This window comes from Thioalkalivibrio sp. ALE25, from assembly GCF_000377285.1.
In the GTDB taxonomy this organism is placed as follows: domain Bacteria; phylum Pseudomonadota; class Gammaproteobacteria; order Ectothiorhodospirales; family Ectothiorhodospiraceae; genus Thioalkalivibrio.
The window spans coordinates 1-16,169 of record NZ_KB897937.1 but is presented as its reverse complement, the minus strand read 5'-3'; the positions used below and the strand labels follow the sequence as shown (position 1 = coordinate 16,169).

The 16,169-nt window shown below is 66.7% G+C and carries 14 protein-coding genes and 1 pseudogene; 13 read left to right on the top strand and 2 right to left on the bottom strand.

Going from position 1 to position 16,169, the window contains the following annotated elements; translation table 11 throughout:
- The first annotated feature begins 14 nt into the window (after positions 1-14).
- The 3 genes from polA to C996_RS0112135 are packed head-to-tail and all read left to right on the top strand — an operon-like array spanning position 15 to position 3,895.
- A complete protein-coding gene (gene polA / locus C996_RS0112145; RefSeq protein ID WP_018867706.1) occupies positions 15-2,717 on the top strand; it encodes a DNA polymerase I in 2,703 nt (900 codons plus the stop codon).
- Positions 2,718-3,236 carry a hypothetical protein gene (locus C996_RS0112140; RefSeq protein ID WP_018867705.1) on the top strand — a complete coding sequence of 173 codons (519 nt, stop codon included), beginning with the start codon at positions 2,718-2,720 and terminating at the stop codon, positions 3,234-3,236. It begins immediately after the preceding gene.
- 11 nt (positions 3,237-3,247) lie between these two features.
- A complete protein-coding gene (locus C996_RS0112135) occupies positions 3,248-3,895 on the top strand; it encodes an SCO family protein (protein WP_018867704.1) in 648 nt (215 codons plus the stop codon).
- A gap of 257 nt (positions 3,896-4,152) precedes the next feature.
- Here C996_RS0112135 and yihA read toward each other — a convergent pair whose 3' ends face one another.
- Complete coding sequence (gene yihA, locus C996_RS0112130; protein WP_018867703.1) at positions 4,153-4,785, bottom strand: ribosome biogenesis GTP-binding protein YihA/YsxC; 633 nt, start codon at positions 4,783-4,785, stop codon at positions 4,153-4,155.
- A 446-nt stretch (positions 4,786-5,231) separates the two neighbouring features.
- Here yihA and C996_RS0112125 point away from each other — a divergent pair, with 446 nt between their 5' ends.
- The 10 genes and pseudogenes from C996_RS0112125 to C996_RS14390 form a co-directional block, all read left to right on the top strand.
- Positions 5,232-5,855: a cytochrome c gene (locus C996_RS0112125; RefSeq protein ID WP_018867702.1), complete on the top strand. Its 624-nt coding sequence runs from the start codon at positions 5,232-5,234 to the stop codon at positions 5,853-5,855.
- A gap of 263 nt (positions 5,856-6,118) precedes the next feature.
- A complete protein-coding gene (locus C996_RS0112120) occupies positions 6,119-8,191 on the top strand; it encodes a cytochrome c biogenesis protein ResB (protein ID WP_018867701.1) in 2,073 nt (690 codons plus the stop codon).
- 26 nt (positions 8,192-8,217) lie between these two features.
- Entirely contained in the window at positions 8,218-9,390 is a 1,173-nt protein-coding gene (gene ccsB / locus C996_RS0112115) for a c-type cytochrome biogenesis protein CcsB (RefSeq protein ID WP_018867700.1), read from the top strand.
- A complete protein-coding gene (locus C996_RS0112110) occupies positions 9,391-10,023 on the top strand; it encodes a thiol:disulfide interchange protein DsbA/DsbL (protein ID WP_018867699.1) in 633 nt (210 codons plus the stop codon).
- A gap of 39 nt (positions 10,024-10,062) precedes the next feature.
- On the top strand, positions 10,063-11,703 hold the full coding sequence (locus C996_RS0112105; protein WP_018867698.1) for an acetolactate synthase large subunit: 1,641 nt from the start codon (positions 10,063-10,065) through the stop codon (positions 11,701-11,703).
- Between the two features lie 37 nt (positions 11,704-11,740).
- Positions 11,741-12,622, top strand: coding sequence for an endonuclease/exonuclease/phosphatase family protein (locus C996_RS0112100; RefSeq protein WP_018867697.1), 882 nt, complete (start codon positions 11,741-11,743; stop codon positions 12,620-12,622).
- Positions 12,623-12,709: 87 nt separating this feature from the next.
- Positions 12,710-13,996, top strand: a complete 1,287-nt coding sequence (locus C996_RS0112095) for a GGDEF domain-containing protein (protein ID WP_018867696.1) — start codon at positions 12,710-12,712, stop codon at positions 13,994-13,996.
- Between the two features lie 18 nt (positions 13,997-14,014).
- A complete protein-coding gene (locus C996_RS0112090; protein ID WP_018867695.1) occupies positions 14,015-14,905 on the top strand; it encodes a PfkB family carbohydrate kinase in 891 nt (296 codons plus the stop codon).
- Positions 14,906-15,045: 140 nt separating this feature from the next.
- On the top strand, positions 15,046-15,417 hold the full coding sequence (locus C996_RS0112085; protein ID WP_018867694.1) for an antitoxin Xre/MbcA/ParS toxin-binding domain-containing protein: 372 nt from the start codon (positions 15,046-15,048) through the stop codon (positions 15,415-15,417).
- Positions 15,389-15,880: pseudogene (locus tag C996_RS14390) on the top strand (RES family NAD+ phosphorylase); the annotation flags it as partial. The gene C996_RS0112085 and the pseudogene C996_RS14390, both read left to right, overlap by 29 nt.
- 72 nt (positions 15,881-15,952) lie before the next feature.
- Here C996_RS14390 and C996_RS13825 read toward each other — a convergent pair.
- Positions 15,953-16,169: transposase (locus C996_RS13825; RefSeq protein ID WP_019558383.1), on the bottom strand; the 217-nt coding region annotated here is incomplete at its 5' end.

Here is a 16,169-nt window from a genome sequence, read left to right as displayed (position 1 = left end):
CGGATTCCACCTTCATGTCGCAAGCGCCTCTTGTCCTGGTCGACGGCTCGTCGTACCTGTTCCGCGCCTTCCATGCGCTGCCGCCGCTGACCGCGCCGGATGGCGCCCCGACCGGGGCGATGATTGGTGTGGCCAACATGCTGCGCAAGCTGCGCGCGGACTACGGCCCGGAGCACATGGCGGTGGTGTTCGACGCCAAGGGCAAGACCTTCCGCGACGACATCTATCCGGAATACAAGGCCACCCGCCCGCCGATGCCGGAAGAGCTGGCCGCCCAAATCGAGCCATTGCACGAGCTGGTGCGGGCGATGGGCTTGCCGCTTTTGTGCGTCGAGGGCGTGGAGGCCGACGACGTGATCGCGACCCTGGCCGACCAGGCCGCCGCAGCCGGGCACGACGTGGTGATCTCCACCGGCGACAAGGATCTCGCGCAGCTGGTGAATAACCGCATCACGCTGGTCAACACCATGAGCGGGGTCACGCTGGACCCCGAGGGCGTGCAGGAGAAATTCGGCGTCGCCCCGGAGCAGATCGTCGACTACCTCGCGCTGATGGGCGACAGCGTCGACAACATCCCGGGCGTGGACAAGGTCGGCCCCAAGACCGCGGCCAAGTGGATCGCGAAGTACGGCGATCTCGACACCATTCTGGAACAGGCCGACGGCATCGGCGGCAAGATCGGCGAGAACCTGCGCGCCGCGGCCGAGCGCCTGCCCACCTCGCGCGAACTGATCACGGTCAAGCGCGATGTCGAGCTGGACGTCGGCCCCAACGACCTCAACATCCGCGAGCCGGACCACGAGCGCCTGCTGGAGATGGTGCGCCGCTATGGCTTTACCCGCTGGCGCGCGGAGCTGGAGGGCGGCGAGGACGAGGCCGCTAGCGGCAATCCGGGCTCGCCGCTGGCGAAGGCCGACTACCGCACGTTGCGCGAGGAGGTCGAACTGGCCGAGCTGCTGGAGCGCCTGGACAAGGCCGAGCGCGTCGCCTTCGACACCGAGACGACGAGCCTGGACGCGATGCGCGCCGAGATCGTCGGCATGTCCTTCGCCTTCGAGCCAGGCACCGCCTACTACCTGCCGCTGGCCCACACCGGGCCGGATGCCGACCCGCAGCTGCCGCGCACGGAGACCCTCGAGCGCCTGAAGCCGTGGCTGGAGTCGGAGCGCCACGGCAAGCTGGGCCATCACCTGAAGTACGACCGCAACGTGCTGGGCAATCACGGCATCACCCTGCGCGGCATTGTCGACGACACCCTGCTGGAGTCGTTCTGCCTGGACGCCGGGGCCAACCGCCACGACCTCGACTCCCTGGCCGAGCGCCACCTGGACTACCAGACCACGCACTACGAGGACGTGGCCGGCAAGGGCGCGAAGCAGATCCCGTTCGCCGAGGTGGATATCGGCATCGCCACCGATTACGCCGGCGAGGATGCCGACATCTGCCTTCAGCTGGATGCGGTGTTCCAGCCGCGCCTGCAAGAGGCGGAAGGCCCCGCGTTCGTCTACCGCGAGATCGAGATGCCGCTGGTCCCGGTGCTGGCGGATATCGAACGCGTGGGCGTAAAGGTGGACCCGGATCTGCTCGGCGAGCAGAGCCAGGAGCTGCTGGCCGAGATGGAGCGCATCGAGCGCGAGGCCTTCGAGGAGGCCGGCGGCGAGTTCAACCTCGGCTCGCCCAAGCAGATCCAGGAGATCCTGTTCGAGCGCCTGGGCCTGCCGGTGCTGCGGCGCACGCCCAAGGGCCAGCCCTCCACCGCCGAGGACGTGCTGGAGCAGATGGCGGACGACTACGCCCTGCCGCGCCTGATCCTCGAGCACCGCGGCCTGTCCAAGCTGCGCAGCACCTACACCGAGACCCTGCCCCGGCGCATCCACCCGGAGACCGGACGGGTGCACACCTCCTACCACCAGGCGGGGGCAGCCACCGGGCGGCTGTCGTCCTCGGAGCCGAACCTGCAGAACATCCCGGTGCGCACCGAGGCCGGCCGGCGCATCCGCCGCGCATTCATCGCGGATGAGGGCCACCAGTTGCTGGCGGCGGACTACTCGCAGATCGAGCTGCGCATCATGGCCCACCTGTCGCAGGACGCGGGCCTGCTGAAGGCCTTCGGCGAGGGCCAGGACATCCACCGCGCGACCGCCGCCGAGGTCTTCGGGGCGGACCCGGAGCAGGTCTCCGGCGAGCAGCGCCGCGCGGCCAAGGCGATCAACTTCGGCCTGATCTACGGCATGTCCGCCTGGGGGCTGGCGCGCAACCTCGGCATCGAGCAGGGCGAGGCGCGCGAGTACATCGACCGCTACTTCAATCGCTATCCCGGCGTGCACGACTACATGGAACGCGCGCGCGCCTCCGGGCGCGAGAACGGCTATGTCGAGACCCTGTTCGGCCGCCGCCTGTACCTGCCGGAGATCAACAGCCGCAACGGGGCGCGACGCCAGCAGTCCGAGCGTGTCGCCATCAACGCCCCGATGCAGGGTACCGCCGCCGACATCATCAAGCGCGCGATGGTACGGGTCGCCGATGACCTCGCCTCGGCGAAAATCGAGGCACGCATGATCATGCAGGTCCACGACGAACTGGTGTTCGAGGTGGCCGATGCGGCCGTGGAGGACCTGACCACGCTCGTGCGCCAGGCCATGAGCGGGGCCGCCGAGCTCGACGTGGAGCTGGTGGTAGATGTCGGCACCGGCGCCAACTGGGACGACGCACACTAGATGTCGGATTCACTGGCCAAGGGGTTCAACCGGCTCGCCCCATGGCTGGTCGCGGTCCTGTTGCTGGCGACCGCCTGGGTGCTGGCCGAACGCTACCTGGACACCGGCGGTTCCGGCGGGATCACCATCGTCCAGCCGGAGGACTGCGACCTGAACGCGGGGCCCTGCAGCGCCGACCATCCGGCGGGCGGTACGCTGGCCCTGGCGATCACGCCACGCCCCGTGCCGATGCTGCAACCACTTGAGCTGACCCTGGAGCTGGACCCGGCGGCCCGGGGCAACCTCGGCGAACCCGAGGCCCTGGAGCTGGATCTGGCCGGGGTGGAGATGTACATGGGCTTCCAGCGCCCGCGGCTGGAACATACCGGCGACGGGCGCTACGTCGGCGAGACGACACTGCCTATCTGCACCACCGAGGCCATGACCTGGGCCGCCACCGTGATGCCCGCGGGCGATGCGGATGCAGCCCGGGTCCAGTTTCGTTTTGTCACCCGTCGCAGCCACAGCGACAACCCCTGAGGAGAACCGACATGCAGCGTATCCCGCTGAGCAGCCTGCTCTGGGCGCTGGCCGTGCTGGCGGCTGGCGCCCTGCTCGTCTTCGTGATGCTCCGCCCGGCACCACCCCCCGTGTCCCAGGGGGCCGACCACGAACGCCTGCCGGTGGCCGATGCGGTATCCGGCGGGCCGATCGAACTGCCCGTTTCCACCACGGGCGAGCGGTTCCGGCTGGCGGACCTGGAAGGGCAATACGTCTGGGTCTACTTCGGCTACACCGCCTGCCCGGATGCCTGCCCGACCAGCCTGGGCTGGATCAGCGCCGCGCTGGACCGCCTGCCGCCCGAGCTGGAGGGCGAGGTCGCGGCGGTACTGGTAAGCGTCGACCCGGAACGTGATGACCGCGAGCGCCTGGAGACCTATGTGGGGCACTTCCACCCGGCCATCCAGGCGGCGACCGGGTCCCACGAAGAGCTGCAGCCGATCACGGAACGCTACGGCGTATTCTACGAACGCACCGAGATCGACTCGGCCATGGGCTACGTGGTCGATCACAGCTCGTCCACCTACCTGGTCGGCCCGGAAGGCGACTTGCTGCAGATCTACCCGCACGGGACACCCGCCGCCGAACTGGTGGAGGGCCTGCGAACCCATGCGGAGGCCACCGGGACAGCCAACTGAGCCACACCCCGGACGGCAACGATGGATTCTGTGAAAAAATTCGCAATCGAGAGGCACGCGGCAGGAACTTTGCCCGCGCAGTGCTTTCTCACTTACTGAGCGCTCTAGCCCAGCGCGGCCCGCTTCTCTCCCTGAGCGGGCAATAGGCCTCTCTCCCCCCTGTAGAGGCCGAAATTAGCCCCGGTCCCACCCCAAGGCCGGGGCTTCTTTTTGTCTGCGTTTCGTGTATCCGCTCGACCGTCGGGCAGAGACGGGCCTCAGCCGGTCGCGGGAGCCGACTCCGGATCATGCTCGGCCAGCCAGCCACCCAGCAGGCCGCGCAGGTCATCGACACCCTGGTTCTTCAGCGAGGAGAAGGTCTGCAACGTCGCCTCGACGCCCATGGCCTCCAGCTCACCATGCGCCTTGCGCAACTGGCGGTCGGCCTCCTGGCGCGAGAGTTTGTCCGCCTTGGTCAGCAGGCAGTGCAAGCGGCAGCGCTCCAGAGGCACCCAGTCCAGTAGCTGGCGATCCAGCTCGGTCAGCGGCCGGCGGATGTCCATGATCAGGACCAGACCGATCAGGCACTGGCGTTTTTGCAGGTAGCCACCAAGGAGCTGGTCCCATTCCGCGCGCTTGCCGGCCGAGACCTTCGCGTAGCCGTAGCCCGGCAGGTCGACCAGCCGCCAGTGCTCGGCCGGCGGCAGACGGAAAAGATTGATCTCCTGTGTGCGCCCCGGGGTACGGCCGACCCGCGCGAGCGCCTTGCGTCCACACAAGGCGTTCAGGGCGCTGGACTTGCCGGCGTTGGAGCGCCCGGCAAAGGCGATCTCGACGCCGGTGTCGGCCGGGAGCTGGGCAATCTGCGCCACGCCACGCAGGAAGTCGGTTTCGCGAAATCGGGGTTCCATGGGGCGAGAGAGCGTCCTAGGGAAACACTGATGAATGTACACGCTCGCGCTCGAGTCGCTTTTGCGTGCGAACAAGGCGCGGTGAGTGAAGTGTAGCCGAGCTACATAAGCGAGCCGCAACGCCGGGCGCACGCAAAAGCGGCCGAGCCCCTGCTTTCAATGGCTTGTGGGGTTGGCACCCCAGGTTCCCCGATCCTGCGTTGCGCCGCTTGCGGGTAGAACCACTACCCGCTGCGCGACGCGCCTTGTCTCGGAAAACCTGGGGTGCCAACGCGAGCGTGTACATTCATCAGTGTTTCCCTTGGCCGAGTGCCGGACTCGGTTTATTTTTGAGCACAAATTAGCATTGTGCTATAAACTGCGCCCCTTATGTTGATCGCCCTACGATGGGGCACAAGGAACGGGTCGCGACCCGGCACGCATTTACAAGCAGGAGATTCTCCGTCATGAACCACAAGCTTTCCGCTCTCTTTGCTGCCCTGTCCGTATCCCTGCTGCTCCCGCTGTCGGCAGCCCAGGCGGGCGATCCCCAGCGCGGCCAGGAACTGTCCCAAGCCTGCGCGGCCTGCCACCAGGCGGATGGCAACAGCGTGAACCCGGAATGGCCCAAGCTGGCCGGCCAGCACGCCAAGTACACCGTGAAGCAGCTGCAGGACTACAAGTCCGAACGCCGCGAGAACAGCCTGATGCTGGGCCAAGTGGCCAACCTGGACGAGCAGGACATGCGCGACCTGGCGGCCTTCTATGCCGAGCAGGAAATCAGCGCCGGCACCGCCGACGAGTCGGTGGTCGAACGGGGCGAGCAGATCTACCGCGGCGGCATCCCGTCGCAGAACGTCGCCGCCTGCATTGCCTGCCACGGCCCGAACGGCAACGGCAACCCGGAAGCCATGTTCCCGGCCGTCGCCAGCCAGCACGCGCAGTACAGCGCGGATCAGCTGCGCTACTTCCGTAGCGGCGAGCGCGCCAACGACAATGGCCGCATGATGCGCAATGTGGTGCGCAACATGTCCGATGAAGACATCGAGGCCGTGTCCCAGTATATGGCCGGCCTGCAGCCGAGCAACTGATTCGGCTTCGGGTACGCCGCGCAGGAGTGGCGGCGAAGCGACCCAGGGAAGGGGCGGCCTTGGCCGCCCCTTTTTTGTGGGCGCAGAAAAACGCACCCAGTTGGAATGCAATCCTGTACAGGGGCGTCATGGTGGGGCGCGCGAACTCCCCGGCGGATCATCGGTCCATCCACTGGTCGCGCAACGCCCGCGCAGTTTGTCTTGGAAATTGAACCCCTGTCGGGTTGCTTCGCATAGTCCGTCAGGCTAAAGCAGGTTTCAGCATGTCGAATAACGATCAGGCCGCCACCGCCGGCCCGGCCCCCGCATCCCGCCAGAAGGCCGCGCGCAAGCCGCGGCGCAGCCGCATACTGGTCGATTTCATGGGCTCGATGAGCCTGGCGATCACCCTCCTGGTGGCCCTCGCGATCGCCTCGGTCATCGGCACCGTCCTGGTGCAGAACGAACCGTACACCGAGTATCTGATGGACTACGGGCCTTTCTGGCACGAGATCTTTGCCGGGATGGGCCTGTATCAGGTGTATTCCGCGACCTGGTTCCTGCTGGTGGTGGCCTTCCTGGTCATCTCGACCTCCTTCTGCGTCTATCGCCAGACCCCCGGGCTGCTGAAGGACCTGCGCCGCTACAACACGCAGGTCAAGGAAAAGTCCCTGCGCTCGTTCCATTCCAGTGCCACCGGCGATCTCGATCAGTCACCGGAGGAGTTCATCCAGCACGCCCACCGGGTGCTGAAGGCACAGGGTTTCAAGGCGCGCGAGAAGAACCACGACGGACAGACCGTGATCGCTGCCATGCGCGGGCGCTGGAACCGCATGGGTTACCTGCTGACCCATGTCGGCATCGTGGTGATCTGTGTGGGCGCCCTGGCCGACGGCACGACCCTGCTGAAGGTTAACGAGTGGCTGGGGAATCTCGAGATCGAGACCCGCAGCGTACCGATCTCCGAGGTCCCGCGTTCGGCCTGGATACCGGACTGGAACCCGTCCTTCCGCGGCTCGGTGGAGATCCCCGAGGGTGCATCGGCGAATGTGGTGTTCCTGCCGATGCGGGAAGGCTACTTCGTGCAGGAGCTGCCCTTCCGCGTCGAACTGGAGGAGTTCCGGATCGAACGCTTCTCCACCGGTGCCGAAAGCTCCTACGAGTCGGACCTGGTTATCCATGATCCGAACCGCGACGAGCCGCTGCGGCACACCATCTCGGTCAACCACCCGTTGATCTACAACGGCTTCGCGATCTATCAGGCAAGCTTCGCCGACGGCGGCACCCGCCTGGATATCGACGCCATCCCGCTGGGCGCCGAGGCCCTGCGCGAGCTCGAGGTGCCCGGTCGTGTGTTCCAGGAGATGGAGGTCCCGACGCCGGACGGCGACACCCGGATCATCGAGTTCACCAACTTTCAGCTGGAGAACGTGGTTCCGCTGCTCAACGAAGAGGGCGTGCGCGAGAACCGCCATATGGGCCCGAGCTTCGATTTCCGCCTGATGGACCGCACCGGCCACGGCCTGTACTACCGCAACTACCAGCGCCCGGCCCTGCAGGAAGGGGCGATGTATTTCCTCAGCGGCGTGCGCGAGAGTCCGGCGGAGGAATTCCACTACCTGTTCCTGCCGGCAGATGCCGACGATTCGCTGGAGCGCTTCCGCACCTACCTGGCCATGCTGCACAACCCCGAAGTGCGCAACGAGATTGCCCGCCAGGTGGCGCGCGACGACGAGACGGTACCCAACGAGCAGACCCAGGCCATCGCCCGCACGACGGCCGAGCTGATGGGGCTGTTCGCCGAGGGCGGCTACATGGCCGTCAACAACGAGATCGAACGGCGCGTACCGGGCGAGCGCATCGACGAGGTGCGCGACCTGATGATCCGCATCCTGCATGCCGGCCTCCAGGGGCTTTACATGGAGGTCCTGCAGGACGAGGGTGTAGTCTCGATCCAGGAAGAAGAGCAGCGTTTCCTGGAGGATACGATCTCGGCAATCAACGCGATCAGCCTGTATCAGTCGCCGTTCTTCTTCCACCTGAAGGATTTCGAACACCGTGAGGCGTCCGGCCTGCAGATCGCACGCGCCCCCGGCCAGAGCACCGTCTACACCGGCAGCGTGATGCTGATCGTCGGGATCTTCTTCCTCTTCTACGTGTCCTATCAGCGCCTGTGGATCATGGCACGGCGGAGCGAGAACGGCGAAGGCACTCACGTGGTGATGGCCGGCACGAGCAACCGCCACCAGGTGGAATTCGAGGAACGTTTCGCGCATCTTAAGAGGTGGATCATCGATCAGAAGCCGGTCGATGGCGCCAGCGACGGCACCCATGAGTCCAACAACAAAAACGACTAAAAGCTAAGCAGTCGGAGGAGCACCCCATGTCAGTCCCCCACGAGGCCCTGGATTTCGAACGGCCCGGCATCTTCCGGCGCATCCAGCCGCGCGACTGGGCGTACATCGCCCTGACGATCGCCGTCGGCCTGATCGCCTTCTGGCAATACGGCCACATGATGGACCGCTACGACACCGGCGGCCTGATCCTGGCCGTCGGCCTGAGTGCCTGGATGGGCTGGTTCTGGCGCCCGTGGCAGGCCTTCTCGATCATTGTCGGGGTCCTCGCACTGTTCGGTATCTGGATGTACGGCGACGACCTCGCCCGCGGGAGCACCAACTTCTGGCTGAACTACGTCGGTTCGGGCCAGGCCGGTGTCATGTGGATGAGCGTCTTCCTGTACCTCTCCACCGTCGCGTACGTCACCGGGCTGTTCAGCCGCTCCGACTTCCCCACCCGCGTCGGCGGCGCGTTCGCCTGGATCGGTGCCGGGGCCGGGCTGATGGCCCTGCTGGTGCGCTGGCGCGAGATCTACCTGACCGACCCGACCTGGGGCTATATCCCCGTCGCCAACCTGTACGAGGTCTTCATCCTGCTGGCCGCCCTGACCACGCTGATGTACCTCTACTACGAGAGCCGCACCGGCCAGCGCACCATGGGTGCGTTCGTCATGCTGGTGATCGCCGCGTCCGTCACCTTCCTGCTGTGGTACATGTGGGACCGCCAGGCACACGAGATCGAGCCGCTGGTGCCCGCTCTGAACAGCTGGTGGATGAAGATCCACGTGCCTACCAACTTTGTCGGCTACGGCGGCTTCGCCATCGCCGCGATGCTGGGGGTGGCCTATCTGGTCAAGCATCGGCTCGAGCGCACCCGGCCCGACGCCGCCCTCACCCAGCGCATCCCGAGCAAGGAAGCGCTGGACAGCGTGATGTACAAGGCCATCGCGATCGGCTTCGCCTTCTTCACCATCGCCACTGTGCTCGGCGCGATGTGGGCCGCCGAGGCCTGGGGCGGCTACTGGACCTGGGATCCGAAGGAGACCTGGAGCCTGATCCTGTGGCTGACCTACGCCGCCTGGCTGCACATGCGGTTTACCAAGGGCTGGCGCGGACCGGTCATGGCCTGGTGGGCGATCATCGGGCTGTTCGTCACGACCTTCACCTTCCTGGGCGTGAATATGTTCCTGTCCGGCCTGCATTCCTACGGAGAGCTGTAAATGAAGCGTCGTGAATTCATGGGCGCCGTGGGCGGCGCCGGCATGCTCCTCGCCACCGGCACCAGCCTCGCGGCCGAATTCCGCGAGGGCCAGCACTACCGGGCCATCCAGCCGCCGCTGGATACCGGGCTGGAGGACGGCAAGATCCAGGTGGTCGAGGTGTTCTGGTACGGCTGCCCGCACTGCTACGCCTTCGAGCCCAAGGTCCAGGCCTGGAAGCCGAACCTGGCCGACGACGTGCAGTTCGAGTACCTCCCGGCGCCGATGAACGACGTCTGGGCGCTGCATGCCCGGGTGTTCTACACCGCCGAGAAGCTGGGCGTGCTCGACGACGTGCACCAGGCGTTCTATGACGCGATCCACGATCAGGGCCGCCAGATGCGCTCGGAAAGCGCGATCCTGCGCTTCATCAACCAGCGGGGGCTGGATGCGGACGAGTTCCGCGAGACCATGCGCTCCGACGCGATCCGCCGCCGGATCGTCGAGGCCACAGAGGCCGTTCAGGACTTCGGTGTTGGGGGCGTGCCGACCCTGGTCATCAATGGCGAGGCCATCGTCTCCGCCAGCATGGCCGGCGGGCATGACGAAATGCTGGAAGTTGCTGATTTCCTGATCGAACGTGCCCGCGGCTAGCGCGCGGCATATGCCCCGGCGCGCCGGGGCGCGTTCGGCATGAGCACGCCGACCACCGCCCAGCGCCTGGTCGAATGCCTCGAGCAGGAGGGCGTCGAACGCATCTTCGGTCTGCCGGGCGAGGAGAACATGGCCGTTCTCGATGCCCTGGCCGACTCCTCCATCGAATTCGTTACCACGCGCCATGAACAGGGTGCGGCCTTCATGGCCGACGTCCACGGGCGCCTGTCGGGCAAGGCGGGCGTCTGCCTCGCGACCCTGGGTCCCGGCGCCACCAACCTGATCACCGGCGTCGCCGACGCCAATATGGATCACGCGCCGCTGGTCGCGATTGCCGGCCAGGCCAGCACCCATCGCCTGCACAAGGAATCGCATCAGGTCCTCGACCTGAAGGGCCTGTTCCAGCCGATCACCAAGTACAGCTCCAGCGTGGTCGAGCCCGAGATTCTCCCGGAGGTGGTGCGCAAGGCCTTCAAGTGGGCCGAAGGCGGCAAACCCGGGGCCAGCTTCCTCGAACTACCCGAGAACATCGCCTCGCAGCCGTGCCCCAACCCGCCCCTGCCGGTCCACGCCGGCCCGGCGGCCGTGCCGGCCGACGCCTCGCTGGAGGCCGCGGCCCGGTTGCTGAACGAGGCCCACCACCCGCTGATCCTCGCCGGCAACGGTGTGATCCGCTCCGGCGCCAGCGGGGCCCTGGCCACGCTCGCCAGCGCGCTGAACATCCCGGTGGCCAATACCTTCATGGCCAAGGGCGTACTGCCGTTCCGCCACCCGCTTGCGCTCGGCTCGGTCGGGCTGCAGAGCCAGGACTTCGTGAACTTCGGCTTCCACAAGGCCGACGTGATCGTCTGCATCGGCTACGACCTGGTCGAATACCCGCCGAGCTTCTGGCATCCGGACGGCGACCGCACCCTGATCCACATCGATTCGGCCCCGGCCGAGATCGACGGCCACTACAACGTGACCGCCGAGGTCCTCGGCGACCTGACCACCTGTCTGCACCGGCTGGCCGAGCAGGTCAGTCCGCGCGAGGAAACTATCCTGCGCCCGCTGCGCCAGAGCCTGATCGAGGACATGAACGAGCACCGCGACGACACCCAGGTGCCGCTCAAGCCACAGAAGCTGATCTGGGACCTGCGCACCGCGGCGGATCTCGACGCGATCATGATCACCGATGTCGGCGCCCACAAGCTCTGGATGGCGCGCATGTTCCGCTGCGAGCTACCCAACACCTGCCTGATCTCCAACGGCTTCGCCAGCATGGGGATCGCTCTGCCCGGCGCCATCGCCGCGGCCAAGCTCCATCCCGAACGCCAGGTCGTCGCCGTCACCGGCGATGCCGGCTTCCTGATGAACGTGCAGGAGCTGGAGACCGCGGTCCGGCTGGGCCTGAATTTCGTGGTGCTAATCTGGAACGACAACGCATACGGCCTGATCGAGTGGAAGCAGGTCCGCGAGTACGGGCGCAAGGCCTTCGTCGAATTCGGCAACCCGGATTTCGTCCAGCTGGCCCGCGCCTTCGGCGCCCGCGGCGTGCGTATCGAACCGGGAGACAGCCTCGAAATGGCCCTGCGCGAGGCCCTGGTGGAGCCGGGCGTGACCGTGATCGACTGCCCGGTCGACTACAGCGAGAACATGAAGCTGACGGAACGTTTGGGCGAACTGGTTTGTCCATTCTGAGAACACGGACTTTCCCTCCAGCAGGAGACCTCTCGCGATGACGTCGATCGCGCCCGGCGACCGTCGTGCCACGCCCCCCGGCCCCGAAGGCGAGGCGCAACCGGAAACCGCCGCCCCGGAACAACTGAGCTACCAGCACGAACAGGGCAGTCAGCGACTGCGTCTGCTGAGCTTCAATGCCCAGGTGGGCATCCACTCTTCCCGCCTGCATCACTACGTCACCAACAGCTGGAAGCACGTGCTCCCCTATGGCGGGCGCATGGACAACCTGGACCGGGTCGCGCGGTTCATCTCCGAGTTCGACATCGTCGGCGTGCAGGAACTGGACGGCGGCAGCATCCGCAGCAATTTCGTCGATCTGGCGTCCTATCTCTCCGAGCGCGCGCAGTTCCCTTACACCTACAACCGGATCAACCGGGATCTCGGGCAGTTCGCCAAGCACTCCCTAGCCCTGTTCTCGCGCCTGGAACCGGACCGGGTCGAGATGCACCGCCTGCCAGGCGCCCTGCCGGGACGCGGCGCGATCGAGGCGCACTACGCGATGGGCGACGGAGACGAACTGGTCCTGTTCCTGCTGCACCTCGCCCTCGGCAAGCGGACCCGCAAGTCTCAGCTGGCCTACGTCGCGGAACACATCCAGGACCTCCCCCATGCGGTGGTCATGGGCGATCTCAACTGCCAGCAGGACAGTGAGGAACTGCGCCAGCTGGTCGCGCGCACCGGCCTGATGGAGCCAATGGCCTGCCCCGCGACCTACCCCGCCTGGGACCCGCGCCTGGTCTTCGACCACATCCTGCTGACCCCCGACCTGCATGTCAGCGACGTGCGCGTCTACAACGTTGCGCTGTCCGACCATCTCCCGGTCGGCATCGAGATCGAACTGCCGCAGCGCCAGGCCCTTCATGATCCAGCGCACTAAACCGTTGCCCGTATACGGGTACGATCCCGGTGGCATCTACCCGTATTCCGCGTTTAAATAGACACGCCTCCTTTCCGGGATTTCCCGATGTCCGACAGCGATCTGCGTAGAACCATCATCGAGCTCGAACGCTCGCTGGACCGGGAACGGGCCCTGCAGGACACGATCCGCCGAGTCGCGCTGCGTTCGCTTGCGGTGGTGTCCGCCAAGGTGCCGGCACTGGAGGGCGCGGTCCGCGACCTGACCCGGGCCATCGAGTCCGACCCCGGCGACACCGCCTGGCTGGACCGCCTGAGCGGCCAGCTCGCCGACGCGGTACGTTCCAGCGACCATCGCCAGGATCTTGCCGAGGGCATCCTCGAGGTGGTGCGCCGCGGCCTGCACGGCTTCGAGTTCCTCGATTCCGAGGTGGACGCCCTGACCCGGGCCGCTGACCGCCGCGACAAGGCGGAGATCGAACGCACCCTCAACCGTCTGTTCACGGTCCTGCACGACAAGTGCCAGAAGGCTATGACCGAGCGCGAGGAGCTCACCGAGGTTGTCGGCGAGATCTGGCACCGCCTCGAGGATGTCGACACCGCGCTGTCCGAGGACGAGGCCCGCGGCGAACGCGCCCGCGAATCCGTGTCCGAACTGCACGCCGGGATCTCCGGCGATGTCGCCCATATCAAGGGCCGGGTCGTCGACGTCGACGATCTGGCGACCCTGCGCACCGAGGTCAGCCGCGGCCTCGACCGCATGGTGGAACGGGTCACCACCTTTCGCGATGAACAGGAAAGCGAGCTGCTGGCAGCACTGGAGCGCAACCGCGCCCTGCGCTCCAAGGGCCGCAGTCTGGAGGGCCAGGTGCAGGCCCTGCGCACGCGCCTGGAACAGGCCCGCGCCGAGGCCACGCGCGACAGCCTGACCGGCCTGCCCAACCGCACCGCCTTCGAACAGCGCTTGGCCCAGCTCCCGGCGGAACTGAAAAAGGCCGGCGCCGCCTCCCTGCTGGTCTGGGACATCGACCACTTCAAGACCATCAACGACGAGTACGGGCACAGCGCGGGCGACAAGGTCCTGCGGGCGGTCGCCGAGATCCTGGCCGAAGGGGTCCGGGAACCCGACTTCGTCGCGCGCTACGGCGGCGAGGAATTCGTGATGATCCTCTACCGCGAGCCCGCGGCCGCCCATACACAGGCGGACACTATCCGCGAGGCGGTCGATCGCCTGATCGTGCGCGCCGGGAACACCCGGCTGAAGGTCACCATCTCCGCGGGCCTCGCCGGCATCAATCCCGCCGCGACCCCGGAGGCGATCTTCGACGCGGCCGACCACGCCCTGCTCCAGGCCAAGAAACGCGGGCGCGACCGCATTGAACGCGCCCACGACTGACCGATCCCGGGAGACGCCATGCGCGGCACGCCGCCATCCCATCTGATCTTCGGCGAGGTCTTGTTCGACGGCTTCCCCGACGGCACACGCGTCCTCGGCGGCGCGCCCTTTAACGTCGCCTGGAACCTGCATCAGCTGGGTGCCGCCGCCTGCTTTGTGGGCGGCATCGGCGACGACGCCGATGGCCGCCGCGTGCGGGAACGCATGCACCACATCGGGATGGATACACGCGGGCTGTACCAGCACCCCACGGCCCCTACCGGCGAGGTCCGCGTCACCCTGGAGCAGGGCGAGCCGAGCTACACCATCGTCCCCGGCCAGGCCTATGACGACGTCCCGGCGGACTGGGCGGAGCAGCTGCCGGCTACGGCCACGCTCCTCTATCACGGGACGCTGGCCCTGCGCACCGGCAATCGCGAGCTGCTGGAACGCCTGCGGGCCCGCTCACGCCAGCGCTTCGTCGACGTGAACCTGCGGGCACCGTGGTACGACGCCGACGACGTCCTCGCGCTGATCCGCGGCGCCGATGTGGTGAAGCTGAACACCGACGAGGCCGCGACCCTGGCCCCGGATGTCGCCGAGGCCGAGCGCCCGACCGCGCTGCTCGAACGGGCCGCGATCCGCTCCGCCCTGATCGTCACCCACGGGGCCGGTGGTGCCGCCATCCACGAGCCTGATGGCCAGCACTGGCAGGCACCGGCACCGCCCGTCGACGGGTTCCGCGACGCCGTGGGCGCCGGCGACGCCTTCGCCAGCGTCGCCATCATCGGCCTGCAAAACGCCTGGCCCTGGGCGACCACCCTGGAGCGCGCCCTCCGATTTGCCGCCTCCGTCTGCACCCTGCAGGGCGCCACCACCGACGACGCGGCCTTCTACCAGCAAGCCACGCGCGACTGGCCCCGGGCCTGACGACACGCCGGGACGCCGGACACCCCAGCGTGAACCAAAAGGGACACCGCGACTTCACGCCCACGCGATTTTTTTGCGTCAGGAAGAGCCTGGCTCTATATTTTCTATAGAAATACTCGTTCTTGTCCCGGGAGGGCCATATGGAACAAACGGCAAACGCGGAACAGCGCCAGGAGGTACTCACCAGGGCCGTCGCGCAGGCCGGGGCACGGCTCGGCATGAAACAGTCGGAGCTGGCCCGGGCCCTGGGGCTGAGCCCCGCTACAATCAGCCGCATGTACGCCGGTGGTTATTTTCTGGACGAGCGCACCAAGCACTGGGAGATCGCGGCCCTGCTGGTCCGTCTCTACCGTGGGCTTGACGCCATCACGGCCGGCGACGAGCGTTCCCTTCGGGCCTGGATGCGCAATCCCAATGCCGACCTGCACGGTGTTCCGGGAGACCTAGTGGACAATGTGGCGGGGCTGGCTCGCGTAGTCGAGTATGTGGACGCACACCGCGCTCGCATCTGAAGCCGCGCCTGCGAACGGCGAGGGATGGCGGGTGGTGGAGCATCAGTACACCGTGTCCACCCGCAAGCTTGTGAGTACCCGGGACGAGCAGGAAGTGCTGGAGGCGATTCTGGAGGAGACCAAGCCCGCCTTTCCCGCCAATACGGCGCATTTGCATTACCTCCTCAAGACGCCGTTCCGCTATCCGCCGTCGCCCTTCGGTTCCCGGTTCCGTCGGCCACAGGAGGGGGAGGGCGTCTTCTACTGTGCCGAAGCCGTCCGCACGGGACTGGCCGAGTTCAGCTACTGGCGCCGACACTTTTTCGAGACATCCCCGGGCACACCGTTACCTGAAGCCCACGAATCGCTCACGGTCTTCAACGTCGCCTGGCGCACCCCGAGTCACCTGGACCTGACCCGTCCGCCGCTCAACCAGGATCGCGCCCAGTGGACCCACCCGGACGACTACACCGCCACCCGGGCGCTCGCTGCCGAAGGGTTGTGTGCGTCAAGTTGTGCAGAAGTGAGTCAGCCATGTTCGGTTGGTCGGTATGGCTCAGGCGGCCTCGGCCTGCCTCAGCAGGATTTTCTTGTGCTCTTTGAGCAGATCCATGTTCAGGTAGCGGTTGTCCTCCAGCCAGCCTTCGTGGATTTCGACGGCCAGGGCCCGTACCAGGCGTAGACAGCTGTGGGTGTTGGGGAAGATCCGGACCACCCGGGTCCGGCGGCGGATCTCCTCGTTCAGCCGCTCGAGCATGTTGGTGCTCTTCATG